The organism is Streptomyces sp. CA-142005, assembly GCF_050942335.1.
In the GTDB taxonomy this organism is placed as follows: Bacteria; Actinomycetota; Actinomycetes; order Streptomycetales; family Streptomycetaceae; genus Streptomyces.
Genome location: NZ_CP192078.1, coordinates 1,651,189 through 1,678,150, shown reverse-complemented (window position 1 = coordinate 1,678,150; position 26,962 = coordinate 1,651,189). Strand labels below are relative to the sequence as shown.

Here is a 26,962-nt window from a genome sequence, read left to right as displayed (position 1 = left end):
ACCCCCGCGTTCCCTGAGGCGCTGAGGGGCGGCTTGGACGCCACTCCAAAGGCATCTGCTCGGGCGGCGGATCGTTCACCCAGGCGGCCTGACCGCATGGCGAAAGCAGGGCAGGGCGGACGTCACTTGTGTCGATCCTGGGAGGAGCCGGGGCCATGCTGGGTCAGGAAGGCTCGGCCCCGGCGGATACTCGCGCGGCCCAGGAGCACGTGACCGCTTACGAAGAGGATCTTCAGCACGACGAGAGCCAGGACGCCGCCTGCGGCCCAGCCTGTCCACGACGGGACGGTCAGTGCGGCTCCGACCACGCCCAAGTGCAGCGCGACGACCACTGCGCCGACCGCCAGTACGCCTGCCACCTTGGTGACGCTTCGGATTCTCCCCTTCCCGCCCTCGGCAGGCCGGGCCGTGCCGGGCCTCTCACCAGTGGGTGGCGCCGGGGTAGCCGGCGGGTGTTGCCAGGTAACCGTCAGACCGTCGCGCCGGCCGATCTTTTCGAGGCGCACAGTGATTCCGGTCTTGAGCCGCTGGAGGGCCTCTTCGTCGTCGGCCCGGACGCGCAGGGTCAGCGCGTCCGGTTCGGCTTCGAGGTTCCACTCGCCTTCGGTGAAGCGGACGGTTCCGTGGGTGTCGGACCATTCGACGTGGCGCACGTCCGGCATCTGGCCGCCACCATGGCCGACCGGTGACTGATGGCGCATCCGGCGCATCATGCCGGTGTGGCGGCAGAGTTGGACGAGGTACCGGCTCGCGCGGTCGGTAGTGACGCGGGCTTCGGCGATCGGCATGGGATTCCTTTCTCGGACACCCTGCGGGTCAGATCCTGGTCAGGGCGGTCAGCCAGGCCCGGATGCCCTCGGGGTCGGTGGTGATGTCGATCGTGGCCGGTTCGATCGAGTCGACCCGCCAGCCGTCGGCGAACGTCGACGTGATCTCGTCCCGCGTCACCCGCCTCGGCCCCTGGTCGCCGGGCTGCCGGTCGCTGAAGCAGAGCATGAAGTAGCGGCCACCCGGTCGTACCGCGGTACGCAGGCCGTCGGCGAAGGCGGCGCGGTCTTCGTCGCTGAAGATGTGGAAGAGGCCGCAGTCGAGCACGGTGTCGAACAATTCGCCGAGATCGCCCAGCCTGCGGGCATCTTGGTGGAGGAACCGGGCCTTGAGGCCCCGCTCCTGCGCTTTGTTCTGCGCGGTCCGAAGGGCCCGGGAGGCGAGATCGACGCCGGTGGCGTCCAGACCCCGGGCGGCACACATGAGCACGTGTTCACCGGTTCCGCACCCGACGTCCAGTACCCGGCCCTGCACGTCCCCCGCCTCGGCGAGTGCCAGGAATGCCGGCTGGGGTCGGCCGATGTCCCACGGCGGCGGGCTGGCGTACATGTCGTCGGGACGCGCCCACGGCGTGCCGGAACCGGCATGGGAGTACGGACTGGACATACGGCTGCCCTCCGTCGCGTTTGATCGTCCGGAGCGTGTTCCGGCCTCTGTGAGGCCAGCTTTATCGAGACACAGTGTCTACGTCAAGTCGGGATGTCGCGAAAACAGCGAGGGTGCCCGGCGGAAGGCCGGGCACCCTCGCTTCAACAGTGTGTCGTCGTTACTTGAACGTCCGCAGTCGGAGGCTGTTGGTGACCACGAGCGCCGACGAGAAGGCCATGGCCGCTTCCGCGATCACCGGGTTGAGCATGCCGAAGGCGGCCAGGGGCAGGGCGGCGACGTTGTAGCCGAAGGCCCAGAAGAGGTAGCCCTTGATGGTGGCCAGTGTCCTGCGGGACAGGCGGATCGCGTCCGCGGCTGCCCGAAGGTCACCGCGTACGAGGGTGAGGTCACCGGCCTCGATCGCAGCGTCGGTGCCGGTACCCATGGGCAGGCCCAGGTCGGCGGTCGCGAGGGCGGCCGCGTCGTTGACGCCGTCGCCGACCATGGCGACCGTACGCCCTTCGGGCTGAAGCCGCTTGACCACGTCGACCTTGTCCTGAGGCAGGACTTCGGCGACGCCTTGCCTTGCGTCGCGGTGACGGTGTGGGCGGCGGAGTCGTCGTTGACGACCGTGACTTTCTGGCCCGCTTTCACGGTCAGGGTCGCCGGGCTGAAGGCGAAGTTCTTCATGGTGACCTGCGCCGCGCCGGCCGCGGGCGACGATGCGGCTTGACTGAAGGGCGCTGTCGACGGGGAGTTCTCACTCCCGTAGGCGGATGCGGTTGCCAGTGACAGTGCTGCCGCCGTCGCCACCATGAGGGCGGCGGCGTGTCGGCCGTGATGGATGGTCGACATGGCCTGGCTCCTTCTTGGCGGTCGGCTGCTGTTTCCGCAAGGGGCGGAGGGGCTCATTGGAGACGATGGCTGGGCGCGGTCCAGGTAACCGCCGTCCAGTAGGTGTGAGCTAAATCGCTTGGCAGGTCCCATCCTGTCGCCAGGTGGTCATTCCGATCCTCGTCAAAGGCTGTCCAGGCCCGCCGGACGAAGGGGCCGCTGGATGGCACGGCAGCCAGTAATGACCCCAACGAGGTCGATGCTGGGACCCACCGGGCCGCATGCCTGAGCCCGCCGCTTTCACTGAAGCCTTCGCCCGCTCTGCGCAGAGGTTCAGGCAAAGGCTTCGTCATGTGCGGCGTTGCGAGTGAACAGCCGACAGTGCACGAACGTACTAAGAGCATCAGTAGATACAGGAGACATCAAGGGAGAAGTCCGTGTCCCGGCACCGTATCGCTCTTGCCATGGCATCGAGCATCGCCTCGGCGCTGCTGCTCGCCGCATGCGGCTCGTCCACCGACAACTCCGCCGGCACCGGTACCGGCACCAGCGCCGCGGCCGACACAGCCGCACCGACGGAGACCGCCACGTCCAGCGCGGGTAGCGGCATGCATATGGTCAGCACGAACATGCTGATGGCCAAGCAGATGTCCGGCATGGGGGCGGTCGTCACGGACGCCAAGGGCTGGACGCTCTACCGGTACGACAAGGACAAGGCATCCATGTCCATGTGCACCGGAAGCTGTGCGCAGACATGGATGCCGGTCGTGGCGGACGGCACTCCCAAGGCCATGGGACTCAAGGCCAAGGTCGGCGTGATCACCAGGGGCGACGGGATGAAGCAGGTGACGCTCGCCGGCTGGCCCCTGTACCGCTACATGGGTGACACCAAGGTCGGCGAGATGAACGGCCAGGGCAAGGGTGGTGCCTGGTACGTCATTACCCCCGCTGGTGCGAAGTCGGCCATGGCCAGCCATGCTTCGCCCTCGTCAGGAAGCAACTCCGGCTCGAACAGCGGGGGTTCGGGAACGAGTGCCACCATGTCGGGGATGCCGGGCATGTGAGGTCATCTGGCGCGCTGTGTCGGCTATTGGGTCCCATCAACCAGTCACTCCATTCGCTCTGCCTTCCTGCTCTGCTTCGGCTCGACCGTTACCCGGGCGCCGGCGGTTGGGGGTCCGACGTTGGGCAATGGCGTCCCGGTCTTCGCGGCGTGGATTCGCGGCCATCGCGGGCGCGGTGTGGGCCGAGGCCGCCTGGCCGGTACTGCGGCTGGTGTCCCCAGCAGACGTGGTCTTTGATCAGCTGAGTCGCGAGACCACCGGACTCACCCCTACGCCGGAGTCAAGCAGACACGGTACCCCACCCGGGTATAGTGGCGATCCTGTCGGACATAGCAGATGCGGAAGGCGATGACGGTAGCGACGCACTGGCGGATCAGCCCCCATGGCAGCGCACTGCGCTGGACTTGGGCCGCCGTCGTTGCGCTGCTCGCGGCTCTCGCCGTCTTGATCCACCACGACACCGTCGGCGCCGCCACCCCTGCAACCGCCATGGCCGCGATGCCCGGGATGGACCACACGGCGGCGGTGATGGCGCAGCCGGCCGCCCAGGCCGGGCACGACGTGGCCGCCCAGGCCACGACCCCGGACATGGACCATGACGATGGCGGAGCCTGCTCCGGTCCCGCCATGCAGCACTGCTCGTCCGGGGACGTGGGCACCCCGCAGCTGATCGCGCCGCCGTCCGCGCTGCCCAAAGCCGTCCAGGGCTCTCCCGCGCGCGGCGTCCTCGCCGGGCACAACCCTTCGGGGATCTCGCATCGCGCGCCGCCAGACCTCTCCGTCCTCTCTCGACTGCTGATCTAGGCCCGCCGTCCTGCGGACTGCTGCCGCATCCCGTAGGGGAGCGGAGCTGCCCGCATGCGCCTTGATCAACGGCACATCGAGCACATCGAGAAGAGGACTTCCCCCATGAACGGCATCAACCGCCGCTCTGCCCTGCTGGCCGGGCTCGGCGTCGCGGGCGCAGGGGCGCTCGCCGCGTGCACCAGCAGCTCCAACGGCACCACATCACTGGTCAGCCCCAACAGCGAGGTGATCGCCGCCACCGAGAAGAAGCGCAAGAGCACCGGCAGGGTGCAGAACGTCACCCTGACCGCCTCGTCGGGCATGCTGGACCTCGGCGGCGGGACGATGGCAAAGAGCTGGGCCTTCAGCGGCCGCACCCCGGGCAAGGAGATCCGCCTGTCGGTCGGCGACACCCTCGTCGCCGAGCTCTCCAACCAGCTGCCGGACAGGACGACGACATCCATCCACTGGCACGGCATCGCCCTGCGCGGCGACATGGATGGTGTGCCCCCGGCCACCCAGAGCGCGGTCCGGGCCGGGAGCAACTTCACCTACCGTTTCATCGCCGACGCTCCCGGCACCTACTTCTTCCACCCGCACGTCGGCGTCCAGCTCGACCGTGGTCTGTACGCCCCGCTGATCGTCGAGGACTCCAAGGAGCCGCTGTCCTACGACGACGAGTGGGTCGTCGTTCTCGACGACTGGGTCGACGGCGTCACCGGCACTCCCGACGAGGTGTTCGCCGAGGTCAGGCACGGGATGGGGGGCATGGACATGGGTGGCTCCAGTGCCAGCCCCAGCAGCTCCTCCAGCGATGACATGGGGGACATGGGCGGGATGGACATGAGCGGCGGGAGCATGGACGGGATGAGCGCCTCTCCCACGGCGTCCTCCTCCGGTGGCGGCATGTCGATGAAGTTCATGCTGATGGGCGCCGAGAGCAAGCTGCTCGGCGGAGACGCCGGTGACGTCAAGTACCCCTACCACCTGGTCAACGGCAGAATGCCGACCGACCCGGACGTCTACACCGGCAAGCCTGGCAAGCGGGTCCGGCTGCGCATCATCAACGCCGGCGGCGACACGGCGTACCGGGTCGCGCTGGGCGGCCACAAGCTGACCATCACGCACACCGACGGCTTCCCGGTCCAGCACCAGCAGGGGGACGCACTCCTTGTCGGCATGGGGGAGCGGTACGACGTCCTGGTCACCCTCGCCGACGGCGTCTTCCCGCTGGTGGCCCTCGCCGAGGGCAAGAACGCGAGCGGTATGGCCCTGGTCCGCACCGGCTCGGGCAGCGCGCCGAAGCCGGCCGTCCGCCCCAAGGAGCTGGACGGCATGATCATGACTGCATCCCAGCTGAAGGCGGCCGGTGATGTCCGGCTGGAGACGAAGAAGGCCGACCGCGTCCACCGCATAGAACTGACCGGTGGGATGGACACGTACGACTGGGGCGTCAACGGCAAGCGGTTCGACATGAACAATCCCACCGCGAACCCCATCCTGGTCAGGCAGGGCGAGCGGGTCCGGCTGGACTTCGTCAACAAGACGACCATGTGGCATCCGATGCACCTGCACGGCCACACCTACCAGCTCGGTACGGGCGGTCCGCGCAAGGACACCACGATCGTGCTGCCGAAGAGGACGGTGTCCGTGTACTTCGACGCGGACAACCCCGGCCAGTGGATGCTGCACTGCCACAACGCCTACCACGGCGAGGCGGGGATGATGGCGCTGGTGGCCTACCAGGCGTGAGTGCGCGAGGGGGGAGTGGGCCGGCCTGCTCGCTCCCCCCTCGGGCTTCGGGCGTCCTTCGATCGACAGGACTGCCACGGAACAGGCGCGCGGATGAACCCAAGGATCGGAAAAGCCGTCAATAAACACGTCGGCAATCACTCGATCCAGTGAAAGGCGTCCCGTGCCCTGGTACCGAAGACGGCGGTCGCGTATTTTGATCGCTCTTGCAACAGCCGTGACCGTTGTCCTGGTCGTCGCTGTCACCATTGCCCTGACGGTCACGACGTACGATCACACGTCGCCGCGCGCCGCCCGGGACAAGGCATCGGGATCCGTGACCGGGGCGGTCGACTGCCGAAAGGTGAAGTGCGTTGCCCTCACCTTCGACGGTGGCCCCAGTCCGACGACCCCCAAGCTGCTGGACATTCTGAAGCAGGAACATCTGCACGCGACGTTCTTCGTGCAGGGCGAGGGCCACATCGGGAAGTACCCCGAGATCCTCCGTCGCATCTCGGACGAGGGGCACGAAATAGGCAACCACACCTGGAACCACAAGATCCTGACGCAGATCGACACGGCCGACGCCCGTCAGGAACTGACCCGCACGCAGGACGCCATCGAGAAGATCACCGGCACCAGGCCCGTCCTGATGCGCCCGCCGCAGGGACGCACTGACCGCGAGGTGGCCAAGGTCTGCAAGGAGTTGGGCCTGGCGCAGGTGCTGTGGAGCGTCACGGCCAAGGACTACGAGACGACCGACTCAGCCCTGATCACCAAGCGGGTGCTCGATCAGACCGACCGCGACGGCATCATCCTGCTGCACGATCTGCACAAGGGCACGGTGCCCGCAATCCCGGGGATCCTCAAGGCGCTCAAGCAGCGCGGCTACACGATCGTCACCGTGTCGCAGCTGCTCGCCCCGGCCAGGCCCCAGCCGGGGATGGTCTATCGGCCCTAGCCAGGGTCAGACGCGGACGCCGAACATGAACGGTCCGCCGATGGTGTCCATCGACTCGTAGCGGACGACAGTGCCGGTGCGCGGTGCGTGCAGGATCTGACCGTTGCCCGCGTACAGGCCGACGTGGTGGAGGTCGTTGAAGAAGAAGACCAGGTCGCCGACCTTCAGGTCACTCACCGAGTAGACGCGGGTGCCTGTGTTGGCCTGCGCCTGGGAAGTGCGCGGTATGGAGACGCCGGCCTGCGCGTATGCCCATGAGGTGAGGCCCGAGCAGTCGAAGGAGCTGGGACCGGTGGCGCCCCAGACGTAGGGCGAGCCGATCCTGCTCCGGGCGGCCTGGAAGGCGGCGGCTGCACGGCCGGATGCGGTCGGGGCGTCGCCGAGGTTCACGCGGTCGGCAGGGGAGCGGCTGGCGCGCTGCTGCTCGGCGGCGAGCTGTGCCTTCTCCTTGGCGGTCAGGGAGTTGAGCAGCTTCTGCGCAGCGGCGAGCTTGCCCTGGACTTCCTTCTTCTTGTTGCCGAGCTCGGTTCGGGTGGCCGCGAGGTCCTTGAGCTTCCCGGTGGCCTCGGCGCGCTCCTGGGCGAGTTCGCGTTGCTTGCCCTGGACCTTCTTCAGGGTGTCGACCTGCTGGGCGCTCATCTGGTCGAGCGTGGACGCCTTGTCGAGGTAGTCGTCCGGGTTGGAGGAGAGGAAGAGCTGGACGGAGGGGTCGATGCCGCCGGAGCGGTACTGGGCGGTGGCCATTGAACCGAGGCCGTCGCGCAGCTTGTTCAGCTCCTGCTGGCCGTGAGCGACGCTGTCCTGGATGGCGGAGATCTCCTTCTGGAGTTTCGCCTGCTTTTCTTCGGCCCCGTCGTACTCCTCGGTGGCCTTCTCGGCCTCCTCGTAGAGCTTGTCGACTTTGGCCTTGACCTCGTCCTTGCCGAGCTTCGGCTGGAATACTAGGAGGCGTGCCCCGCATCCGACAGGGGGCGTGGTGCGGTCACCAGTCGGGGTTCTTCTCTTACAAGTAGCGCCATTCGGGTTAGTGGGCGAGGGGCGACTGTGCCGCCCGGTCTCCGGCATCAGCCAGCGTCCAATACACCCTGGGAATTCACCCAAACGTGGCTGAAAGCTGCCATATCGTTGCGAGCTGCCTACGATCCTTTGCATGCCGCAGGAATCGGTCGGCCGCCCGCAGAGGCGTACGTCGGCCCTTGCTCTCCTCGTGGGCCTGGCGCTGATGCTCGTGGCTCACGTCGTCTCCTGCGCCCTGCACCCTGCTGACGCCCACTCGCACACCATGGCGGAGACCATGGCGATGACGAGTGCGGCGCCGAGCGTCGGCGCCCCGCCGCTCGGATCCGACGCCGTGGCTCGTTCCGGGGATCATGACGCCGACGGGCACACCAACCACGGCATGGCCTGCTGCGATCCGGCCGACCGGCCCGCCGATCTCCGCGCATCTACAGCAGCGCTGGTTCTGGCGCTGCTCCTGCTCGTCCTCGCACGGACCGGCCGTGCGGGCGACGCGCTGCTGCCCGGCGCACCGCCGGGAGGAGCGGGCCGAGAGCCGCCGTCGTCTTCCGACGGGCTCCACTTGCTGCGTCTCGTCTGCGTCAGCCGTACCTGACAGTGCTGCCCCGGCCGCGGCCCCGAGGGTGTTCCCCGGAGTGCCACGCCGCCCGGTTCTCCGCATGCTCCGTACGGCACACACAGCAGCTCGTGGCTACCACGGGCCGCAGAAGGACGACTCCATGAGCACAGCTCTGCGCAGCATCTCCTCGCACGACATCAGCTCCTTCCTCGCGGCGCACAAACTCCCCGGACCGGCCGGAGCCCCGCGCCGGTCACCCGCGGGCATGGTCGGCAACACCCCCGTCCTCTGGGTGGGCGAGCCCTTCAGCCCGCCCGGGCGCGGCTTCTGGGCCAAGCTGGAGGGGGCGAACCCCGGCGGCCTGAAGGACCGGCCGGCCCTGCACATGGTCGCCGCCGCCCGCAAGCGCGGCGATCTCCTACCGGGCGCACCCGTCATAGAGTCCACCAGCGGCACGCTCGGCCTCGGCCTGGCCCTGGCCGGTATCACCTATGGCCATCCGGTCACCCTGGTCACCGACCCCGGCATGGAGCCGCTCATGGTGCACCAGCTCCGCGCACTCGGGGCGCACGTCGAGGTGGTCACTGAGCCGCACCCCGTGGGGGGCTGGCAGGAGGCACGCCGTCAGCGAGTGGGTGAACTGCTCGCGCGCACCACTTCAGCCTGGTGCCCCGACCAGTACAACAACCCTGACAACGTTGCCGCGTACGCGCCGCTCGCCCTCGAACTGGTCGTCCAACTGGGCCGGATCGACGTCCTGGTGGCCGCCGTCGGCACCGGCGGCCACTCGGCCGGCATCGCCCGCACCCTGCGTAGGTTCAATCCCGAGCTGCGGCTCGTCGGCGTCGACTCGGTGCACTCCACCGTCTTCGGCCAGCCGGCCGGCCCGCGCCTGATGCGCGGCCTCGGCAGCAGCATCCACCCCGGAAACGTCGATCACGCTGCCTTCGACGAGGCACACTGGGTAGCCCCCGGCGAGGCTGTCTGGAGCTGCCGCCAGTTGGCCCGCGGTCACTACGCCAGCGGCGGCTGGAGCGTGGGCGCGGTCGCCCTCGTGGCGAACTGGATCGCCCGTACACAGCCGGAACACACCCGCATCGTGGCGATCTTCCCCGACGGTGTGCACCGCTACTGGAACACCGTCTACAGCGACGACTACTGCCGCGCCCACGACCTTCTGGGAAGCCGCCCGGCCGCCGACCCGGACGAGATCGCACACACCGGTGAACGGGTGGTGGAGCGGTGGACCCGCTGTACGAACGTCACCGTGCCGGAAGGGGGCGCTCGATGAGGTCCCTCGTCACGCAGTTCCGCTCCTTCAACGGGTGCGCCCAGCTGCTGATGGTCCAGCAGTTCACCATCAACACCGCCTTCTACATGCTCATGCCCTACCTGGCCGTGCATCTGGCGGACGGACTGGGCATGGCCGCCTGGGCGGTCGGCCTGGTGCTGGGGGTACGCAACTTCACCCAGCAGGGCATGTTCCTCGTCGGCGGCACGCTCGCCGACCGGCTCGGCTACAAGCCCATGATCATGGCAGGGTGCCTGCTGCGCACCGCCGGCTTCGGCCTCCTCGGGTTCGTCGACGCCCTGCCCGCCCTCGTCGTGGCCTCGGCCGCGACCGGATTCGCGGGGGCGCTGTTCAACCCCGCAGTCCGGGCCTACCTCGCCCAGGAGGCGGGGGAGCGGCGCGTCGAGGCGTTCGCCGCCTTCAACGTCTTCTACCAAGCGGGCGTGTTCGTCGGCCCCCTCGTCGGGCTGGCACTGCTGGCCACCGACTTCCGGCTGGTCTGTTCCGTGGCGGCGGCGCTGTTCCTCGCCCTGACGGTCGTCCAATTGCGCTTCCTGCCCATTCACAAGGGCGGCGCGTCGGATGAGCAGGGCGGAGTGCTCGCCGACTGGCGCACCGTCGTCCGCAACCGTCCCTTCCTGCTGTTCTCGCTGGCCATGATCGGCTCCTACGTATTGTCCTTCCAGGTCTATCTGGCGCTGCCGCTCCAAGCCCATCGAGTGGTGCCGGGCAGCGGCGACGCGGTGACCACGGCTCTGTTCGCGGTATCCGCCGCCGTGGCTGTCGTCGGTCAGTTGCGGATCACCGCGTGGGCCCGGGGCCACTGGGGCCCGCAGCGTGCGATCGTCTACGGCATCGCTCTCATGGGCGCGGCCTTCTTGCCGCTGGTCCTGACGGACCGGGTGGCCGGCAGCAGGTCCGGTCTCCTGGACTGGACCCTGGCACTGCTGCCGCTGTTCGTCGCGGTGGCCCTGCTCGGGCTGGGCACGGCCGTGGTGTACCCGTTCGAGATGGACACCGTCGTCTCGCTCGCCGGCGGCCGGCTCGTCGCCACGCACTACGGGCTCTACAACACCGTCTCCGGGCTCGGCATCACCGTGGGGAATCTGACCACGGGCGCGGTCTGGGACACAGCCCATCGCCTCGGGCACCCGGAGCTCACCTGGTGGGCGCTGGCGTCGACGGGTGCACTCTGTGCCGGCTGCGTAGCGCTGCTCGCACGATCCGGCCGCCTCAACGCCCGGCCGAGGCCAGAACCGGTGGCGGTGGCCTCGTGACGGCGAGCACAACCGAGCTCCAGGCGGAAGGACTTGTGGCGAGCCCTCTGAGCACCACATGTGCCGAGATCCTGTCACAGGCCGACCATGCGTGCATCGGCGTCAGCCCCTTCAACAGCTACTTCTCGGTCGGCCGCATCCGGCAGCTCGCGGAGTGGGCCTCTGGGCGCTTCACGAGGGCCGACCCGGCCGGAGACGTTCTCCAAGGCGCCTCGTACCTGCTTCTCGACGCCACCGGCCAGGAGGCCGGACACGGCACGACCGACGCACAGGGGACGCTGACCTTCCCCGGCCTCACCCCAGGTGTCTACCGGCTGCAGGAAGCCGCCTCCGGCAGCCCGATCCACGACGTCGCCGCCGACCAGGACGTCATCGTCATCCCGGGCGTCACCATCCGGCTGGCGATCACCGACCCCTTCAAGGCAGCACACGTCCTCCTCAAGGCCAAGGACGCCAAAACGGGCAAGCCGCTGCCGGGCGCCACCATGAACATCGGATCGGGCGACACAACACTGCCGGCGCCCCGGTCACCGTGGTCATCACCAATGCCAAGACCGCCGCCACCACGGAACCCAACCCGACCAAGAAGCCCGCCCACACCGCGTCCACACCTGAAGAAGGGCCGAGCAGTGGAACCCCCGGCAGATCGGGGAACAGCACGGCAAACTCCGGCACGTCCGACAGCTCCCCTTCAGCCGTCCCGGTGCAGGACGCGACCGATCCTTCATCGCGCACGGCCCTGGTCGGCTCCCTGGCCCACACCGGCGCCGACGTGTGCCCGTGGCTCCTGGGCGGTGCCGGACTCCAACTGTTGCCGGCGGCACCGCCGTCGTCGTTACCGCTCGGCGCCGAGCGAGGACCGACAGCGTCGAGGAGGCTCCGGCTGACCACTGATCCGAGCTGAGCGCACGCCCATCTGCCCCCGGAACTTTTGTGGAGGCTGTTGGCGAATCAGCAGCCGGGGCTCCGTCCCAGTGACCCCACGGTCGGGACGGAGCCCCTGCGCATGCCTCGGCAGTGTTACGCCTGCCGAACAACGTTCTCCGCCTGCGGCCCCTTCGGCCCCTGCGTCACCGTGTACTCGACCCTGTCGCCCTCGTACAGCTCCTTGAACCCGGTGGACTGGATGGCCGAGAAGTGGACGAACACGTCCGGGCCGCCGTCATCCTGTGTGATGAACCCGAATCCCTTATCGGCGTTGAACCACTTCACTACGCCTGTTGCCATCGGTGAGTCTCTCCTTCAACGCCGCCGCACGAGCGACACCCAAGGCCGAGGCAGCCCGCTGCTGCCTGCTTTCACCCTTGAATACCCCTCATGGAGTGGATCTCCAAGCATCGGCAGACGGCAATTCGTCAGGAGCGTCCCCTTGTGGACCGGGGCCACCCGGCCGCCGTCGCGCACCGCGCGGATGGCGAGGCCGGCGACGCCCGCGGTGTCGACGAGTCCGTCGACACCGGTCGACACCGTCGTGCCGCTGTTCCGTATTTCGGCGATGTGCCGGTGGGTCGATGGCCATATCTGATCGGTGAGTACGCGACGCGGCCGGGCGTCCGGCACCCGTCAACCGCCCTACTCGATGCTCTTGCGTTGCCCATGCCAAGCCTCTATAACGTGTTCTGCAGGTATCGGCGGGGATGGCCGGAAATGGCAGTTGCCGCCGACCAGGGGGGTCCTCGGCTCCGCCGCGATCGGCATCAATGCCCGCTGACCGACGGAGATCGAACCGTGACCGACGACGCATATCGTGCTGCCCTGACCCGCCTGGCCGTCGACCCGGCCTTCCGCGCCGAACTCGACGGCGACACCGACGAGGTGGCGCGAAGACTCGGCATGTCGCCCGCGCAGGTCGCCGAACTCCGCTCCCTCCGCGTGGAGTCCGGCACCGCCGGGGGACCGGCCGTTCTCGACCCACGGCTGTCCAAGTCGTCCCTGTTCTTCGGAAGCGCGGCGCATGCGCTGGCGCACCACGACGTCCCGGCCGACCACGTCGTATCAACCGACCACGAGGTACAGGCGGACCAGGTCTCCGGCGACCACGACGCCGGGGGCTCGGCCTCTGCCGGCCACTCGTCGGAGCTGCCGGATCCCGCCGCGGGTCAGGAGGGCGTCGGCGGTGTCGACGTAGCGTCGACCGGCTCCCACAGTCTGCTCGGCGGCCCGCTGCTGGACCGGTCGCCCGTCGAATCGGCCGGTGGTCAGGGACAGTTCGGTGATTTCGGCGGCTTCGGCGGTTTTGACGAGCCTGGGAACGCGGGTACGGGCGCCGACCTCGGCGGGCTCGGTGGGCAGGTCGGCGGGGGTGCCGAAGGGGGCTTCGGTGACTTCGGCGCCGGGGGCGACGGCGGGTTCGGCGGAGCCGAGGGAGGCTTCGGCGGGTTCGGCGGCGGTGCCGACGGTGGCTTCGGTGACGGGGGGCCGGGCGCCGGTGGGTTCGGCGATGGTGGGTTCGGTGGCGGCGGCCTCGGTGGCGGCGGCCTCGGTGGCCATGGCGGCTTCGGCGGTGCCGGTGGGGACGGCGGCTTCGGCGGTGTAGGCGGTGAAGGCGGCGGTGACGCCGGTCACTTCGGTCACGGGGGCATCTACGACCGCGACGGCGGCGATGGTGGCGGTGACAGCGGTGGTGGCGGCGGTGGTGGTGAGGGTGGTGGTGACCCGGAGAACACCAATCGTCCCAGTGGTGGCGGTGGCCATGGTGGCGGTGACGGTGGCGGTGGTGGTGAGGGTGGTGGTGACCCGGAGAACACCAATCGTCCCAGTGGTGGCGGTGGCCATGGTGGCGGTGACGGTGGCGGTGGTGGTGAGGGTGGTGGTGACCCGGAGAACACCAATCGTCCCAGTGGTGGCGGTGGCCATGGTGGCGGTGACGGTGGCGGTGGTGGTGAGGGTGGTGGTGACCCGGAGAACACCAATCGTCCCAGTGGTGGCGGTGGCCATGGTGGCGGTGACGGTGGCGGTGGTGGTGAGGGTGGTGGTGACCCGGAGAACACCAATCGTCCCAGTGGTGGCGGTGGCCATGGCGGCGGTGACGGTGGGGACGACGGAAACGGCGCAGGCAGCCAGGAGAACATCGGTCGGCGTCCCGGCGGTGTCGGTGAGCCCGGCGGTGGTAATCGCATCATCGTCCAGGGCGGCCTGCCCGCCTCGGTTGAGGGTGGCAGCGGTGACCACATCATCGTCCAGGGCAGCCTGCCCGCCTCCGGCCCAGGAAACGCCGCCACGCACCTGCCGGACTCCGGCCCCGCCGCGGAAGCCGACGCAGGCTTCGACGGAGGAACGTTCGCCAGCGGTTCCGGCGCGGGCTGAGCCACCGCATGCTCTGCCACGTCTGCCGCGTCCACGTGCGGCGCGACTTCCCGTACTGCCTGTACTGCGGCACCCCGCGTCGGGGTGCCGCACCGACGTCGTACGCCGCGCCCCAGCTGCGCGGCCTCGACGACCCCACCCTGCTCGTCGCGTTGACCGGACCTGTCACCATGCTCGGCCGGGGCGAGGACAACGACGTCGTCCTGTCCGACGGCAGCGTCTCGCGCCGCCACGCCCGTATCGTCCGCACCGCCGAGGGTTTCCGGATCGAGGACCTGGACTCCTTCAACGGCATCGCGGTCGGCGGTGTCGAGCTGCACGGCGGCGCGGCCGGTCTCGCCGACGGCACCGAGCTGTCCGTCGGTGACGTACGCCTGGTGTTCGAGCAGCCCCGCGACGCCCGGATCGGCTCCCGCACGATGGTCGTCGGCACCCAGCTGACCCATCTGCCCACCGCCGGACAGGAGGAGGCCCCGGAGGCGAACGGCCCGCTCACCGCGCGCCCCCGACGGCGTTCCGGCTGGGCCCTCAAGCAGGTCCCCACCGAACGTGGCGCTCCCCGCTGGGTGCTCAGCAGCACCCGCACCGGCCGCTATCTGGAACTGGACGAGCGCCAGGTTTTCCTCTGGCACGCCGTCGACGGTGACAACACCGTACGGGATCTGCTGTTCGCCTACGCCGACCGCTACGGCGAACTCGCCCTGCCCCGCATCGAGTCCGCGCTGGCCGCGTTCGCGGAAGCCGGGTTGCTGCGCGGCCTGCCCGGCCGGCCGGAGGAGATGCGGCCGAAGGGCTGGCGGCGCGCGGCGAGTGCCGTGTTCCGGGCGCTGCTCAAGCTGGAGGTGTCCGTCCCAGGCCTGGACCGACTGGTGACCCGGCTCTACCGGGCCTTCGGCTGGCGGCTGTTCACCCGGACCGGGGTGCTGCTCGCCTGGCTGTCGGTAGCCGGCGGCCTCGTCGCGTTCTTCGCCGCCCAGGGCCGGCACCACCTGCTGGACTTCGGTGGAGCGGGCGTGTGGGGCCCGGTCCTGCTGGCCGCCGGATACGTGACCGCGCTGCTCGTCCACGAGCTGACACACGCGCTGGCCGTGAAGTCGTACGGCCGCAAGGTCCGGCGCGGCGGGTTCCTGCTGATGATGGGCATGCCGTTCGCGTTCGTGGACACCAGCGACATGTGGTTCGGCTCCCGCTGGTCACGGGTCGTGGTGGCCCTGTCCGGGCCGCTGTCCACGGCGGCGCTGGCCGGCTGGTGCGCCACGGGCGCGGCCCTGCTGCCCGCGGGACCCGTCTCGGCCATCCTCTACCACCTGGCCTTCGGCCTCTACCTGAACACCCTCTACAACTTCAACCCGCTGATGCCGCTGGACGGTTACCAGGCCCTGACCGACGCCCTGCGGGTACCCCGGCTGCGCGAGGAGGCGAGCGCCTACTTCCGCACGGGCCTGTGGCGCGACCTGCGCGCGGGCAACCGGCCCGGCCCGCGCCAGGCGGGCATGGCCGCCTACGGCCTCGCGGTCGTCGCGGGCACCTACGGCTTCCTCGCCCTCGCCCTGCTGGCCTGGCGCTCCCGGATCGGCGACCTGCTCGAGGGCCGGCTGGCCAAGCCGTGGACCACGGTGATCGAGGCGGCCGTGGTCGCCCTGGTCGCCTTCCCCGTGTGGGCCGCGCCCGTGCGCTGGCTGCTGCGCCGGGTACGGCGCCGGCGGGGCGCGAAGGACGTACCGCAGGGCGCCGGGCTCCCCGCACCAGTGGAGGGGACGGCATGACCCAGGACACACAGGCCGACGGCGGCTGGGTCGTACCCGGCTACGAGGCCGTCCGCACGCTCGGCGAGGGAGCAGGCGGCCGGGTCGTCCTCGCCCGGCACACCGCGACAGGCGTGCCCGTCGCCATCAAGTACCTCAGCGAGCGCCTGTGCGCGGACCGGGAGTTCTTGGCCCGTTTCCGGGCCGAAGCCCGGCTGCTCGGCGAGCTGCGGCACCCGTGCGTGGTGCGGCTGTACGAGTACGTCGAGGCACGCGCCGGTGCCGCGATCGTGATGGAGCCGGTGGACGGCGTCAGCCTGCGCCACCTGCTGCGCCGGCACGGGGCGACCGGCCCCGAGGCCGCGCTCGTCCTGCTCAAGGGCTCCCTGCTCGGACTGGGCGCGGCCCACACGGCCGGGGTGGTGCACCGGGACTACAAGCCGGAGAACGTCCTGGTCCGCGGCGACGGCACCAGCGCGCTCGCCGACTTCGGCATCGCGGTGCGCAGCGGCCGGGAGACCGAGGCCGTGGGCACGCCCGCATATATGGCGCCGGAGCAGTGGAACGGCGAGCCCGCCGGACCGGGGGCCGACGTCTACGCGGCGTCCGTGGTGTTCTTCGAGTGCCTGACCGGCCGGCGGCCGTTCCCCGGCGACGACGTGACCGCGCTGCGCCTGCAGCACCTGCGCGCACCGGCCCCCCTGGACGACGTACCCGCGCCGGTGCGTGTGCTGCTGCGCGCGGGCCTGGCGAAGGACCCGGCGGACCGGCCCGACGTCGAGACGTTCCTCGCCGACCTGGAACGGTCCGCCACCGAAGGCTATGGCGCCGGCTGGGAGGAGCGCGGCCGTCGCAGACTGGCCGAACTGGCCGCGCTGCTCGCCCTGTTGTTCCCGTTCACCACGACCGCCGCGTTCGACGGCTCGGCCAGTGCGCTGACCCTGCTGGGCCGACTGAAACGAGGGGGATGGAAGGCGGCGACCGGTGGGGTGGCCGCGCTGGTGGTCGTCACGGGCGGAGCGACGTACGCGACGGGCCGCCCGCACGACACATCGACGACGGTGGCGAGTTCGACCCCGTCGTCCCCGTCACCGGTCGACTCGCCCACCAAGCCGGGCGCTTCACCTTCCACATCCACCTCGCCGACCGTCGCCCCGCCCACGGCCGACGCACCACCCTCCGCCACGCCCTCGGACAGCCCGTCGCCCTCGCCGACCCCGTCCACGGAGACGACCGCACCGGCCGAGCCACCGGCCACCGCGTCCCCGAGCGTGGACACCCCCGGCACGGTCACCCTCACGATCGGCTCCTGGCAGCGCGGACAGAGACCGGGCACGCTCATCGCGGCGGTGTCGGTCGAGACGACGGGCACCGGTCCGCTGACCGTCACCGCGAACTACTACGTCGACACACCCGCCGACCCGTACGGCTCCCGATCCCAGACCTTGTCCGGGAGTACGCGGTACAACGTGACCTTCGAGGCCGATTTCTCCAACCACCCGTGCCGGGGCACCTGGGACGTCACGCTCATCAGCGACCCGGCGGCAGCGAACGGTCCCCAGACGGCCTCCCTGGACGCACCGCCGTGCTGACCATGCTCCCGAGGGGCGCGAGAGCCACCCCCTGCCGCGACGAGAACGGATCGACATGACGACAGCCACCACAGTGGCCGGCCGCCCCCTGTCCGGCTGGTCACGGCATACGCGCCACGGCACCTGGCATGCCCTGCTCCCCGCCCGGTCCGGCGAGCCCACCCTCGGCGCGCTGCGTATCGACCGCGCCCTGCTGGCGCCCGAAGGCACGCGCGAGCGCCTGGCGGCGGCGGTGCTCACCACGGCGAAGCTCAGGCTGCCCGGCCTGCTCGCTACGGTCGACCTCGTGGCGGAGGCCGGTGAGGTGTGGCTGCTGACGGCCCGGCCACCGGCCCCCACGCTTGCCGACGTCCTGTCGTCGGCCAACGGCCCTCGCCCGGACGCGGGCAGCGTGGCCAGCATCCTCAACGAGACCGCCCAGACCCTGCTCGCCCTGCATACAGCAGGCTTGACCCACGGCTCACTCGGCCCCGACACCGTCGTGATGGCCCCGGACGGGGTCGCCCTGCTGGCCGAGGCGGAGCTGGGCACCGTGCTGGGCGACGTGGCGGCAGTACGGGTGCCGGGCGACACTCCGCACGCCGGCCGCCAGGCAGGCGGCACCGCTGCCTGGGCCGCCCTGGCCCGCACCCTCGGCGCCGCCTGGACGCAGCCCGGAACCCCCGCGGCGGATTTGGTCACCCGCTGCTCTGCCACCGCCGAGTCGGACGGGCTGGCGGCGGCCCGGGCCGCCCTGGTGGGCGGGCGCGCGGCGCTGCCGGCGGACTTCCTGCGCCGCACGGCGCTGCGCGCGGCGACTGCCGCGTCGACCCCGGAGTTCGCGCCACCGAAGGGACCGGCACCGTCCGGTGGAGTGGCTCCCGACCGCCCGACTCCACCGACGGACCGTCACCCGGCGCCGACCACAGCTGACCCCGCTCCCCGCCCCACCGCCCCCGAACCCCCTGCTACCGCGCCCGACCGCGCGTCCCACCCTTCAGCCACCGCTGACCAACTCGCCACGTCGGCCCGTGCCCACAGCGCCGCGGGGCCCGACCCGCGAGTGCCCCTGCCCGCCCCCGGACCTCACCCACCAGCCGGCGCCGACCAGCTCACCACGGTCGGCCGTGCTTGCCGTCCCACAGCCCCGGACACCCAGGCGACCGTCCTCGGCAAGCGCAACCGTGCCACCGCGCGTCCGGTGGCGGCGGGGGAGGACTGGGGCGAGATCCTGCTCCGGTTCGGGCCCGGGGTTCCCTTGGAGGATCAGGACGCCCTGCGTGCACGATGGCGGACCGAGGCAGCGGCAATCGCCTCCCCACGCTCGCGCCGCAGACGCCGGGGCTGGATCGTCACCACCGCCGTCGTCGCGATCGCCGCCGTCCTGCTCTGGCTGCTGCTGCGCCCGGCCCCCGCTCCCGCGGTCGTCGCCGTGCGGGTCCAGGCCCCCGCCGGGCCGTTGCACTGCGATCAGACGGCCGACCTGATCGGTGTCGTCACCACCGACGGGCACGGCGGCCCTGTCACATACCGGTGGCTGCGCGCCGACGGCCAGGACTCGGGCGAGCTGGTCCGCACCGCCCACCGCGGTGAGCGCCAGGTCAGGGTGCACCTGCGCTGGACGGTCCGCGGTTCGGGGCGCTTCCGGGGGACCGCCCGACTGAGAATCTCGCACCAGTCGGCCCCGATGGAGGCGAAGGCGAGCTTCACCTACGTCTGTCCTTGAGAGCCACCACCGGGTTGCCCAGTGAGCCGCGTCGCATCGGAGCGGGCGAGGCTTGTTACTGGCGGCCCGCCTTCGACGCGTACGCGCACCTGCCCAACGCGACCCGCTTCCGCGAACAGGCCGACGCACTCTGCGTGTTCGTCGCCACGGCCGCCCCCGACGCGGAGCAGAGCCGCGACCTCGACCTCCTCCTCGCGGTCGGTCAGCTCTTCGCCCTCGTCGTGCACGGGCAGCTCGTCCTGGAGCAGGCCGCCTTGACCGGACTCGACGAGGACGTGCTCGACGAACTCTTCGCCGTCCTCGTGCGGGACTTCTCCGCGCACGCCGTCGAACTGCACGGCAAGGACTCGGCGACCGAAGAGCAGCAGGACTGGGCGCTGGGTTCGGTCCGGCGGCCGGTCGTCGACGAGGCACGCACGGAGCGGGTCTGGCAGCGGGTCGAGGCGCTGTCCGGCGCGTACGAGATGGCCCCGTAGAGACGCCGTACGCATCACCGGTGGCCGGGCCGTGTGGGCCCGGCCACCGGTCGGTCAGGGCTCAGCCCCGTGTGCCGCACGCAGCCGCGACGGGTGTCGCCGGGCGCGCGGCGGTGGCACGGCTGAGCAGGGTCACTCAGGGCTGTGCCGGGACCGCGCGCTGCCGAGGCTGATCCGGGTCCGCATGCGCGGGCCGGTGTTCGTCACCCATCACCGTCCCGGCCTGGGGAAGGCGGTCTCCCCAGCGCGCTGCCACGGAACCATCCTGGACCACAGCGGATGCCACAGGTCGGTCAGCATCCTTGACACCTGGTCGCGGGCGCTGCCTTTGGTGCATCAGGCCGGAACGCGCGCTTGGTGAACGACTCCGGCAGCCGGCTGCGCCACTCCTACGAATGCCCGTGCACCGGGAGGCGGTTCGGGGAAGCATGCGCCGGACGAGCGGACCGGCGCAGCAGGCGGTTCTCTGCCGACCCGGACTCACCTTCCTGGCGGCGTGGCGGGAAGGGGCGCCGACCGTGCGCGCTCGGCGGCGCTGGGAGCTGCCAGGGCGAGTCGCCGGTGGATGCGGCCGAGCATGGTGCGAGCCATGAAGGGGTGGACGCGCTTGACCACGGCCCAGTACAACCTGCCGCGCCGGTTGTGGATGCGCACCACCGTGCTGAGCGTGACCTGACGGTCGTCGACGAAGATCGAGGCGCGGAAGTCGAGGTGGTCGGCGTCCTCGCCCAGCAGCACCTCGCCGGGCTCGCGGCCCACCACCGGGAAGGACGCTCCACGCAGGACACCCCGCCAGGACTCGGGGTCCCGGGGCATCCCCGGACGCATCGTCATCCGCCACGCGTCGCTGTAGTGGGTCCGGTCGAAAGCGCCGCGGACCAGGCGAGCGCCCGTCGGGAGGTCGCTCGCGGCGGCCCTCTCCCACATCAGCCGGTGGAGCAGCCGGACCCACGGCGACCAGTGGACGGGGTCGGCCACCGTCCCGGTGGCGGCCCGCTCGGCGTTGTCGAAGAGCTCTTCGACCACCGTGTCGTGCATCCACCGCACCGCCAGGGCCCAGCCCAGAGCCATCGGGCCGCGGCGTTTCAGCTCCAGGCTGTGCCGCACGCGGCAGCGGTCCTGGCTCAGCGGCTCGATGACGAACTCATGGTGGCCGCTCAGGGGCGGGTTGAAGTCGAAGCGGGCGCGGCGGCCGGGCTCGTAGGCGGTGACGCGGTAGCGGACGAAGCCGAGACCCCCGTTTGCGCCGACGCCCAGGGGTCGGTCGAAGCGCATCGGGGGCCAGGCCGGCGTGGGCCAGATCGGGTCGGAGGGCGAGGAAAGGCGGTCGAGCAGGGCTCCGACGGACTGTGCGGGGGCCTCGATGGTGCGCTCGTGGACATTGCGGATCGTGCGGAATCTGCGCATAGCGCGCCTCCATACGCTGCCGTATGTTGTCTACCATACGGTAGCGTACGGTCATGGTGCGACGGCGTGACGAGGTGGCTCGCGAGGGCCGCCGGCAGCGGTTGACGGCGCAGGACTGGGCGGACGCGGCCCTGTCGGCCATGGGCGAAGGGGGTCTCGCGGCGGTCGCCGTCGAGCCGCTCGCCGCTCGGCTGGGCACCACCAAGGGCAGCTTCTACTGGCACTTCGCCAACCGTGAGGCGCTGATCGAGGCGGCACTCCACCGCTGGGAGCAGAAGGCGACCGAGGCGATCATCGCGGGGCTGGCGTCCGAGCCGGATCCGGAGCTGCGGCTGCGCAGGCTCTTCTCCGAGGCGTCCGAACTCGCCGCCCATGACCCGCTGGAGGTTTCCCTGCCCGCTTCGGCCGGACACCCGCAGGTCGCCGCCGTACTGCGCCGGGTGACAGAGCGCCGAGTCGGCTACCTGGCGCAGCTCTTCGTCGAACTGGGTTTCCCCCCGGAGCAGGCACGCCGCCGCGCCCTGCTGGCGTACACCGGCTACCTCGGGCACACCCAGCTGACCCACGCGGTGCCGGAGACCCTTCCGGCCGGCGAGGACGGCAGACGCTATCTGGACTCGGTGCTCGACACGCTGATGACGGCCGCCCCGGAGTCTTGAAACTCCTGCCGGCCCGAGCGCCGGCCTCTTTTCCCGGTGGGTCCGTCCCCAACGGGGCGGAGGGGATGAAGGGCCCGGTCAGGCGAGCCGGATCAGGCCGGCTTCGACGACGGCGCGGCCGAAGGGGCCCGCGAGTTCGGCGAGACGCTCACAGTCGGCGTGACCCAGGGCGGCGTAGGCGGGGAGGGCGAGACGGTCGGTGCGGTCCTCGACGTGCCGACGGAGGAGTGCCCCTTCCGAGCTGAGGGAGTCGCCGTCGAGGAGGCCTCTCTCACGTAGGCGCTCCCGGGTGCCGGCCCACTCCTCGTCGGGCCATGCGCGGCTCGCCTTGAGGAAGTCCCCGGGAACGTCACCTGTCGCGGCATGCAGAATCAGCGCCTCCAAGCCTCCGACGCCCTCGCTCAGCAGGCACGCGACATGGCCGTCTCCACGGAACTCCCGGAGCAGTGTCTGGGCGTGCCACAGCTGCAGTACCGGCTCCTGCGGCCATGGCAGTGCGGCGTGCGCGGCGAACAGCGGACGGCCCTGGGCGTGCTCGCAGGCCGCCTCGGCGGCCCGGCGGGTCAGCGTCAGAATCTCGTCCAAGTGGGGCAGCTTGTGGATTCCTGCCCGGCGCAGGGCTTCGCCCGCTGCGGCGTACCGCGCGTCCAGCACGTGCTGGGGCGTCGTCGCGTCCCAGACCCCGTCGACCGCACGCCGTACGAAATCGGGGTTGAAGTTGTAGAAGGTCGAGATGACCAACTCGGCGGACGCCCGGCCAAAGGCGGCGCTGCGGGAGGCGAAGTACCCCGAGCGTCCGCTCAGTCCGAGATCCGCGTACCGTCGCCTCGCCTCGGGGACGAAGTAGATCATGCCGTGTACGGGCTCGAGGCGGCGCCAGGCCGCACGGGCTGTCTTCACGCGGTTACCTTTCGGGGAGTCGACGAACGGGGTATCGGCCGCGGTTGCTCGCTGTGCGCTCGCAGGCGCGGGAGCGTCAGGCGGCTCGGCGACGCCCCGTCGACCCACCTCTTCATACCGACTGGTCGGTAGCCTCCAGGTGGAGGGGCGGGCTGTCAAGACCGTGAGCGTCCGGCGCCCAACCGGAAGAGGAGGTAACTGATGTCACCCCGTGGCCATGATCCATGTCATCGGTCAGCCGAGGGGTGCGGTCAGCACAACTTCACCGTCGACGACATCGGCATGCGGAACCCGACGAGGCCTTCGCTTCCCAGGTGTTGTACCGCCGCGGCGAACTGCCCATCGACCCGGTGCGGTTCAACGTCAACGGCGGCGCGAACCCCTGTCCATGGTCGCCCGGCTGCGGACGAACGCCCGGCGGCTCCCCGGCCACCGCTGACCCGGCGATCCAGCTGCACGCGGACACCGCGGCCCGCCTGGCCTGGCTGTGCCCGGACCGGTTGCCCGCCCTGTGCCGGGCGCTTCAGCCGGGCGGTGCCGACAGATGGATCAGGATGCCGCAGACCTCGTCCACGATTTCCCGGGCCTCCCTCTCGTCCCCGCAGTCGCCCAGCTCGCGCGCCGCCCCTCCGATGACCGTGGTCAGTACGCTCACCCGGACCCGGCCGGCGCGTCGCCGCTCGTCCACCTCCAGCAGCCGGGCGTTGCGCCGCACCCATGCGCGGTCCCACTGGCGGCGCAGCGCGTCGAAGCCCGCGGGGCCGTCGTCGTCCGCGAGGAGTCTGCCGAGCCTCCGGTTGTCCCAGGCACCTTCCAGGTATGCCCTGGCTCCCGCCACGAAGAGGGCGACGGGGTCGTTCACGCCACGTCCGCGCTCGGCGGTCAGCGTGGCCGCGGTCCGGTGCTCCTGCTCCTCCCGGAACTCCTCCCACAGAGCGAGGTACAGCCCGCGCTTTCCGCCGTAGTGCTGGAAGAGGGTGCCTGCCGGGATGCCGGAGCGTGCCGCGATCTCAGTGAGGCCGGCGTCGGTGTAACCGCGCTCGGTGAACACCTCCAGCGCGGCGTCCAGGAGCGCACGCCGGACCGTTCCGCCCTGCGCCGCGTGCTTCTCCGGCAGACCCGTGCCGTGCTGCCCGCCCGGCAGCCGACGTGCCGCCTCGGTCCCGGCGGATTCCACGATGCCGCTCACCGGCAATCCCCACCTTCCCCGGCGCCGTCGCGGATGGCGAGGGCGACCAGTAGTTCCAGGAGGTCGGCGATCCGGCGCGGATTGCGTCCGGTGCGTTCCTCGATCCGGCGCAACCGGTAGTGCGCCGTGTTGTGGTGCACCCGCAGCCGGTCGGCGGCCAGCCGCAGATTGAGGTCCGCCTCCGCGAAGGCCCGTACGGTCGCGGCCAGCGTGTCGCCACGTCGGTGGTCCTCCTCCAGCAGCACCCGCACCCGGGGATCGACCAGCTGGCGGGCGAGGTCGTCGGCGCGCAGCGCCAGGTAGTCGAACGGGGACAGCCGTGGCAGCGCCGCCACCCCGCCCCCGCTCGGCACCAGGTCGAGAGCGGCCCGCGCCTCCGTGTACGCGCGCGGCAGTTCCGACGCTCCCCGGGCGACCGTGCTGATGCCCATGCAGAGCATGGTTCCCTCCCGCGCGAGGCGCTCCTGCACGGCCTCGAAGTGGGCGCATATGCCGTCCGCGTCCATGCCGGCCCGGAGCACGGGCACGGCGACCACCTCGCCGTGGCGCACGACGACCAGGGTCCGGCCGGCCCAGGGCCCGGCGACACTGATCGACGCGCTGGTGGCGTACCCGTTCTCGGCCGAGGCGTGGTCCCCCGAGCGCGAGGCACCGACGCAGACGGCCACGACCGCCATCATCGGCGAGCGCGGTCCGATGCCGTACGCCTGTGCCGCGGCGAACAGCGGACCGCGCGACGGTGCCACGCCCGCCAGGAGCTGGTCGAGGAGATCCCGGCGCTCCCGGTCCGCGTCCGCCACCACATGCTGCTGGTACTCGACGTACGCCTGCGCGGCATGGGTGCTGGCGTAGTCGACGTACCGCATCAGCGGGGTGACGAGGGACAGCGCGGCCTGCTGGGCCTCGGCGGACGTGCCCGCGCAGTCCAGCATCGCGTCCCACATCACTTGCCGGCCGACCCGGAAGGCACTGATCCAGTCCTCCAGGGCGAACCCCGCGCGGGCTCGGCGCATGGCTGCCGCACGGCTGAACACCAGGTCTTCCGCAGCGATGTCGCGATCTCCGGCCAGCGCCGCCAGCTGCATCCGGTAGTGCTCGAGCACCTGCTCCCGCACCTCGTCGAAGAACCGTTCGTCCTGCAGTGCGTACGACGGGATCTCCGCGCGCATCACCTCGACGGCGGTCTCCGCCACCTCCTCGACCCGGTCGTGGACGGCGTGCAGGATCCGCCACCGCTCCCGGCGGAGGGATTCGGAGAGCTGGGGAGTGTCCAGGGCAGGACCGCGAGGCATGGCGCCGATCGTCGCCGTCCGCCTCGTGCTCCGTCAACAGGCCCGGCGTGAGACATCTCCCGGCACCTGTGCGCGGCGCACAGTCCGGTGACCGGCAAGTTGGGTGCTCACACCCAATGTGCGGCTGGAACGCCCCCACCTACTGTGACGCTCGCCCACCCCCCAGCACGTCGGAAGGGGCGTCACTCATGCTCGCGGTCGACGGTATCACCGTGCGTTTCGGCGGGATCACGGCACTGGACGGTGTCGCGTTCACCGTCGAGCCGGGCACCGCCGTGGGGCTCATCGGTCCGAACGGAGCCGGCAAGACCACCTTGTTCAACTGCCTCACCCGGCGCTGCACTCCCGACGGGGGAGACGTGCGGTTCGAAGGCGAGGACCTGCTCGCCCTCCCTCCGCACGCCGTGGCCGGGCGCGGCATCGCCCGCACCTTCCAGAACCTGGGTCTGTTCCCGCGGCTCACGGTCCGGGAGAACGTCATGGTCGGCGCCCACAGCCGGGGGCGTACCGGACACCTCGCCGCGGCGCTCCGGCTGCCCCGCGTCCGGCGGGAAGAGAGGGAACTACGTGACCAGGCGGATGACTTGCTGCAACGGCTCAGCCTGGCGGACGTCGCCGACCGCCCCGCCTCAGGGCTGCCGTTCGGCACGCTCAAACGCGTCGAACTCGCCCGGGCGCTTGCCGTACGGCCCCGGCTGCTGTTGCTCGACGAACCCGTCAACGGCCTCAGCCACGGTGAGGTCGGCCAATTCGCGGATCTGGTCCGGACGGTGCGCCAGGAGTTCGACCTCACGCTCGTCGTGGTCGAACACCACATGGGGTTCGTGATGGGCCTGTGCGACAACGTGGTCTGCCTCGACTTCGGCCGCAAGATCGCCGAAGGCCCACCGGAGGAGATCCAGCGCGACCCGGCGGTCGTCGAGGCGTACCTGGGGGCGGCCGCATGAGCGAGCCCACCACCGACCGCACCGAGGCCGAGGCGGGTGCGGAGCCGGACTTCCTGAAGATCTCCGGTCTGCACGCCGGGTACGGCCAGGCCCGTGTGCTGCAGGGCCTCGACTTCTCCGTCGCCCGGGGCGAGGTGTGCGCGATCCTCGGGCCGAACGGCGCGGGCAAGACCACGACGCTGCGGGCACTGAGCGGCATGGTCCGCGGCCGCGGCTCGGTCACCCTGAACGGCACCGAGCTGCTGGGCCGCTCGCCCGAGCGGGCCGCCAGGCTCGGCGTGGCGCACGTCCCCGAGGGCCGGGGCACCTTCAACGACCTGACCGTCGAGGAGAACCTGCGCATCGGCGCCCATCTGCGCACTCGCCACCGGTGGCGGGGCCGCGCCGAGCGTGCGGCCGTGGCCTCCGACCTGGAGAGGATCTACGGCCACTTCCCCCGACTGCGCCAGCGGTCGCGGCAGGCCGCCGGCAGCCTCAGCGGCGGCGAGCAGCAGATGCTCGCCATCGGCAGGGCGCTGATGCTGCGGCCCTCGCTGCTGCTCCTGGACGAGCCGTCCCTCGGGCTCGCGCCGCTGGTCACCCGGGAGCTGTTCGAAATCGTCCGTGCCGTCAACGAGGAGGAACGCACCACCGTGGTCGTCGTCGAACAGAACGCCCAGCTGGCGCTGGACATCGCGCACCGGGCCCACGTACTGGAGGCCGGCCGCCTGGTGTTGTCCGGACCGGCCGCGCAGATCCGTGAGGACGGGCAGGTCGCCGAGGTGTACCTCGGTGTCTCCGTCCGCTCCCGCAAGGCCGGGTGAGCGCC

At 70.8% G+C, this 26,962-nt stretch carries 24 protein-coding genes and 3 pseudogenes; 15 read left to right on the top strand and 12 right to left on the bottom strand.

Features of this window, described 5'->3' with window-relative positions:
• Positions 1-122 precede the first annotated feature (122 nt).
• From ACQPXS_RS08200 to ACQPXS_RS08185, 4 genes and pseudogenes are all read right to left on the bottom strand, one after another.
• A complete protein-coding gene (locus ACQPXS_RS08200) occupies positions 123-788 on the bottom strand; it encodes a DUF2218 domain-containing protein (RefSeq protein WP_433448389.1) in 666 nt (221 codons plus the stop codon).
• A 28-nt stretch (positions 789-816) separates the two neighbouring features.
• Positions 817-1,434, bottom strand: a complete 618-nt coding sequence (locus ACQPXS_RS08195; RefSeq protein WP_433448387.1) for a class I SAM-dependent methyltransferase — start codon at positions 1,432-1,434, stop codon at positions 817-819.
• A gap of 160 nt (positions 1,435-1,594) precedes the next feature.
• Positions 1,595-1,993 (bottom strand): annotated as a pseudogene (locus ACQPXS_RS08190) (HAD-IC family P-type ATPase); the annotation flags it as partial.
• Between the two features lie 62 nt (positions 1,994-2,055).
• A pseudogene (locus ACQPXS_RS08185) lies at positions 2,056-2,106 on the bottom strand (hypothetical protein); the annotation flags it as partial.
• Positions 2,107-2,714: 608 nt separating this feature from the next.
• On the opposite strand from ACQPXS_RS08185, the gene ACQPXS_RS08180 reads away from it, so the two are divergent.
• The 4 genes from ACQPXS_RS08180 to ACQPXS_RS08165 all read left to right on the top strand — a co-directional run bounded on the left by ACQPXS_RS08180 (position 2,715) and on the right by ACQPXS_RS08165 (position 6,792).
• Positions 2,715-3,314 carry a COG4315 family predicted lipoprotein gene (locus ACQPXS_RS08180; protein ID WP_433448385.1) on the top strand — a complete coding sequence of 200 codons (600 nt, stop codon included), beginning with the start codon at positions 2,715-2,717 and terminating at the stop codon, positions 3,312-3,314.
• A 348-nt stretch (positions 3,315-3,662) separates the two neighbouring features.
• On the top strand, positions 3,663-4,118 hold the full coding sequence (locus tag ACQPXS_RS08175; protein WP_433448383.1) for a hypothetical protein: 456 nt from the start codon (positions 3,663-3,665) through the stop codon (positions 4,116-4,118).
• 105 nt (positions 4,119-4,223) lie between these two features.
• Complete coding sequence (locus ACQPXS_RS08170; protein WP_433455760.1) at positions 4,224-5,852, top strand: multicopper oxidase family protein; 1,629 nt, start codon at positions 4,224-4,226, stop codon at positions 5,850-5,852.
• A 163-nt stretch (positions 5,853-6,015) separates the two neighbouring features.
• Complete coding sequence (locus ACQPXS_RS08165) at positions 6,016-6,792, top strand: polysaccharide deacetylase family protein (RefSeq protein ID WP_433448381.1); 777 nt, start codon at positions 6,016-6,018, stop codon at positions 6,790-6,792.
• Between the two features lie 6 nt (positions 6,793-6,798).
• Here ACQPXS_RS08165 and ACQPXS_RS08160 read toward each other — a convergent pair whose 3' ends face one another.
• Positions 6,799-7,857 (bottom strand): NlpC/P60 family protein, encoded by a 1,059-nt coding sequence (locus ACQPXS_RS08160; RefSeq protein ID WP_433448379.1) that lies wholly within the window; start codon positions 7,855-7,857, stop codon positions 6,799-6,801.
• 85 nt (positions 7,858-7,942) lie between these two features.
• Here ACQPXS_RS08160 and ACQPXS_RS08155 point away from each other — a divergent pair, with 85 nt between their 5' ends.
• From ACQPXS_RS08155 to ACQPXS_RS08140, 4 genes are all read left to right on the top strand, one after another.
• Positions 7,943-8,404, top strand: coding sequence for a hypothetical protein (locus tag ACQPXS_RS08155; RefSeq protein ID WP_433448377.1), 462 nt, complete (start codon positions 7,943-7,945; stop codon positions 8,402-8,404).
• Positions 8,405-8,528: 124 nt separating this feature from the next.
• Entirely contained in the window at positions 8,529-9,659 is a 1,131-nt protein-coding gene (locus ACQPXS_RS08150; protein ID WP_433448375.1) for a PLP-dependent cysteine synthase family protein, read from the top strand.
• A complete protein-coding gene (locus tag ACQPXS_RS08145; RefSeq protein WP_433448373.1) occupies positions 9,656-10,936 on the top strand; it encodes an MDR family MFS transporter in 1,281 nt (426 codons plus the stop codon). The genes ACQPXS_RS08150 and ACQPXS_RS08145 overlap by 4 nt, the downstream gene beginning before the upstream one ends.
• A complete protein-coding gene (locus ACQPXS_RS08140) occupies positions 10,825-11,823 on the top strand; it encodes a tRNA-dependent cyclodipeptide synthase (RefSeq protein WP_433448371.1) in 999 nt (332 codons plus the stop codon). The genes ACQPXS_RS08145 and ACQPXS_RS08140 overlap by 112 nt, the downstream gene beginning before the upstream one ends.
• A 133-nt stretch (positions 11,824-11,956) precedes the next feature.
• Here the strand turns inward: ACQPXS_RS08140 and ACQPXS_RS08135 are convergent, their stop codons facing one another.
• The 3 genes from ACQPXS_RS08135 to ACQPXS_RS08125 form a co-directional block, all read right to left on the bottom strand.
• Positions 11,957-12,163 (bottom strand): cold-shock protein, encoded by a 207-nt coding sequence (locus tag ACQPXS_RS08135; RefSeq protein ID WP_356307949.1) that lies wholly within the window; start codon positions 12,161-12,163, stop codon positions 11,957-11,959.
• A 345-nt stretch (positions 12,164-12,508) separates the two neighbouring features.
• Positions 12,509-12,892: a hypothetical protein gene (locus tag ACQPXS_RS08130; RefSeq protein ID WP_433448369.1), complete on the bottom strand. Its 384-nt coding sequence runs from the start codon at positions 12,890-12,892 to the stop codon at positions 12,509-12,511.
• A 39-nt stretch (positions 12,893-12,931) separates the two neighbouring features.
• Complete coding sequence (locus ACQPXS_RS08125) at positions 12,932-14,161, bottom strand: hypothetical protein (RefSeq protein WP_433448367.1); 1,230 nt, start codon at positions 14,159-14,161, stop codon at positions 12,932-12,934.
• Between the two features lie 89 nt (positions 14,162-14,250).
• On the opposite strand from ACQPXS_RS08125, the gene ACQPXS_RS08120 reads away from it, so the two are divergent.
• The 4 genes and pseudogenes from ACQPXS_RS08120 to ACQPXS_RS08105 all read left to right on the top strand — a co-directional run.
• Positions 14,251-16,008: an FHA domain-containing protein gene (locus ACQPXS_RS08120; RefSeq protein ID WP_433448365.1), complete on the top strand. Its 1,758-nt coding sequence runs from the start codon at positions 14,251-14,253 to the stop codon at positions 16,006-16,008.
• Positions 16,005-17,579, top strand: coding sequence for a serine/threonine-protein kinase (locus tag ACQPXS_RS08115; RefSeq protein WP_433448363.1), 1,575 nt, complete (start codon positions 16,005-16,007; stop codon positions 17,577-17,579). Before ACQPXS_RS08120 ends, ACQPXS_RS08115 begins: the two co-directional genes overlap by 4 nt.
• A gap of 55 nt (positions 17,580-17,634) precedes the next feature.
• The gene (locus ACQPXS_RS08110) at positions 17,635-19,284 is read left to right on the top strand and encodes a hypothetical protein (RefSeq protein WP_433448361.1); all 1,650 of its coding nucleotides are present in this window, start codon (positions 17,635-17,637) and stop codon (positions 19,282-19,284) included.
• 56 nt (positions 19,285-19,340) lie between these two features.
• Positions 19,341-19,760, top strand: a pseudogene (locus ACQPXS_RS08105) (acyl-CoA dehydrogenase); the annotation flags it as partial.
• A 480-nt stretch (positions 19,761-20,240) separates the two neighbouring features.
• Here ACQPXS_RS08105 and ACQPXS_RS08100 read toward each other — a convergent pair.
• Positions 20,241-21,167 (bottom strand): DUF2867 domain-containing protein, encoded by a 927-nt coding sequence (locus ACQPXS_RS08100; protein ID WP_433448359.1) that lies wholly within the window; start codon positions 21,165-21,167, stop codon positions 20,241-20,243.
• Positions 21,168-21,220: 53 nt separating this feature from the next.
• Here ACQPXS_RS08100 and ACQPXS_RS08095 point away from each other — a divergent pair, with 53 nt between their 5' ends.
• On the top strand, positions 21,221-21,826 hold the full coding sequence (locus ACQPXS_RS08095; protein WP_433448357.1) for a TetR/AcrR family transcriptional regulator: 606 nt from the start codon (positions 21,221-21,223) through the stop codon (positions 21,824-21,826).
• Between the two features lie 78 nt (positions 21,827-21,904).
• On the opposite strand, the gene ACQPXS_RS08090 is transcribed toward ACQPXS_RS08095, so the two are convergent.
• The 3 genes from ACQPXS_RS08090 to ACQPXS_RS08080 form a co-directional block, all read right to left on the bottom strand.
• Entirely contained in the window at positions 21,905-22,726 is an 822-nt protein-coding gene (locus tag ACQPXS_RS08090; protein ID WP_433448355.1) for an SCO6745 family protein, read from the bottom strand.
• A gap of 523 nt (positions 22,727-23,249) precedes the next feature.
• The gene (locus ACQPXS_RS08085; protein WP_433448353.1) at positions 23,250-23,915 is read right to left on the bottom strand and encodes a TetR/AcrR family transcriptional regulator; all 666 of its coding nucleotides are present in this window, start codon (positions 23,913-23,915) and stop codon (positions 23,250-23,252) included.
• Entirely contained in the window at positions 23,912-25,207 is a 1,296-nt protein-coding gene (locus ACQPXS_RS08080; RefSeq protein WP_433448351.1) for a PucR family transcriptional regulator, read from the bottom strand. The genes ACQPXS_RS08085 and ACQPXS_RS08080 overlap by 4 nt, the downstream gene beginning before the upstream one ends.
• 188 nt (positions 25,208-25,395) lie before the next feature.
• Here ACQPXS_RS08080 and ACQPXS_RS08075 point away from each other — a divergent pair, with 188 nt between their 5' ends.
• Together ACQPXS_RS08075 and ACQPXS_RS08070 are read left to right on the top strand one after the other, a co-directional pair.
• The gene (locus ACQPXS_RS08075; RefSeq protein ID WP_433448349.1) at positions 25,396-26,154 is read left to right on the top strand and encodes an ABC transporter ATP-binding protein; all 759 of its coding nucleotides are present in this window, start codon (positions 25,396-25,398) and stop codon (positions 26,152-26,154) included.
• Positions 26,151-26,957: an ABC transporter ATP-binding protein gene (locus ACQPXS_RS08070; protein WP_433448347.1), complete on the top strand. Its 807-nt coding sequence runs from the start codon at positions 26,151-26,153 to the stop codon at positions 26,955-26,957. Before ACQPXS_RS08075 ends, ACQPXS_RS08070 begins: the two co-directional genes overlap by 4 nt.
• The last annotated feature ends 5 nt before the right edge of the window (positions 26,958-26,962 follow it).

Bases quoted from the DNA above. Each gene is read 5' to 3' on its own strand.
- ACQPXS_RS08200 (WP_433448389.1), bottom strand. From the start codon at position 788: ATGCCGATCGCCGAAGCCCGCGTCACTACCGACCGCGCGAGCCGGTAC.
- ACQPXS_RS08195 (WP_433448387.1), bottom strand. From the start codon at position 1,434: ATGTCCAGTCCGTACTCCCATGCCGGTTCCGGCACGCCGTGGGCGCGT.
- ACQPXS_RS08180 (WP_433448385.1), top strand. From the start codon at position 2,715: ATGGCATCGAGCATCGCCTCGGCGCTGCTGCTCGCCGCATGCGGCTCG.
- ACQPXS_RS08175 (WP_433448383.1), top strand. From the start codon at position 3,663: ATGACGGTAGCGACGCACTGGCGGATCAGCCCCCATGGCAGCGCACTG.
- ACQPXS_RS08170 (WP_433455760.1), top strand. From the start codon at position 4,224: ATGAACGGCATCAACCGCCGCTCTGCCCTGCTGGCCGGGCTCGGCGTC.
- ACQPXS_RS08160 (WP_433448379.1), bottom strand. From the start codon at position 7,857: ATGCCGGAGACCGGGCGGCACAGTCGCCCCTCGCCCACTAACCCGAAT.
- ACQPXS_RS08155 (WP_433448377.1), top strand. From the start codon at position 7,943: ATGCCGCAGGAATCGGTCGGCCGCCCGCAGAGGCGTACGTCGGCCCTT.
- ACQPXS_RS08150 (WP_433448375.1), top strand. From the start codon at position 8,529: ATGAGCACAGCTCTGCGCAGCATCTCCTCGCACGACATCAGCTCCTTC.
- ACQPXS_RS08145 (WP_433448373.1), top strand. From the start codon at position 9,656: ATGAGGTCCCTCGTCACGCAGTTCCGCTCCTTCAACGGGTGCGCCCAG.
- ACQPXS_RS08135 (WP_356307949.1), bottom strand. From the start codon at position 12,163: ATGGCAACAGGCGTAGTGAAGTGGTTCAACGCCGATAAGGGATTCGGG.
- ACQPXS_RS08130 (WP_433448369.1), bottom strand. From the start codon at position 12,892: ATGCGCCGCGCTTCCGAAGAACAGGGACGACTTGGACAGCCGTGGGTC.
- ACQPXS_RS08120 (WP_433448365.1), top strand. From the start codon at position 14,251: ATGCTCTGCCACGTCTGCCGCGTCCACGTGCGGCGCGACTTCCCGTAC.
- ACQPXS_RS08115 (WP_433448363.1), top strand. From the start codon at position 16,005: ATGACCCAGGACACACAGGCCGACGGCGGCTGGGTCGTACCCGGCTAC.
- ACQPXS_RS08110 (WP_433448361.1), top strand. From the start codon at position 17,635: ATGACGACAGCCACCACAGTGGCCGGCCGCCCCCTGTCCGGCTGGTCA.
- ACQPXS_RS08100 (WP_433448359.1), bottom strand. From the start codon at position 21,167: ATGCGCAGATTCCGCACGATCCGCAATGTCCACGAGCGCACCATCGAG.
- ACQPXS_RS08095 (WP_433448357.1), top strand. From the start codon at position 21,221: ATGGTGCGACGGCGTGACGAGGTGGCTCGCGAGGGCCGCCGGCAGCGG.
- ACQPXS_RS08080 (WP_433448351.1), bottom strand. From the start codon at position 25,207: ATGCCTCGCGGTCCTGCCCTGGACACTCCCCAGCTCTCCGAATCCCTC.
- ACQPXS_RS08075 (WP_433448349.1), top strand. From the start codon at position 25,396: ATGCTCGCGGTCGACGGTATCACCGTGCGTTTCGGCGGGATCACGGCA.
- ACQPXS_RS08070 (WP_433448347.1), top strand. From the start codon at position 26,151: ATGAGCGAGCCCACCACCGACCGCACCGAGGCCGAGGCGGGTGCGGAG.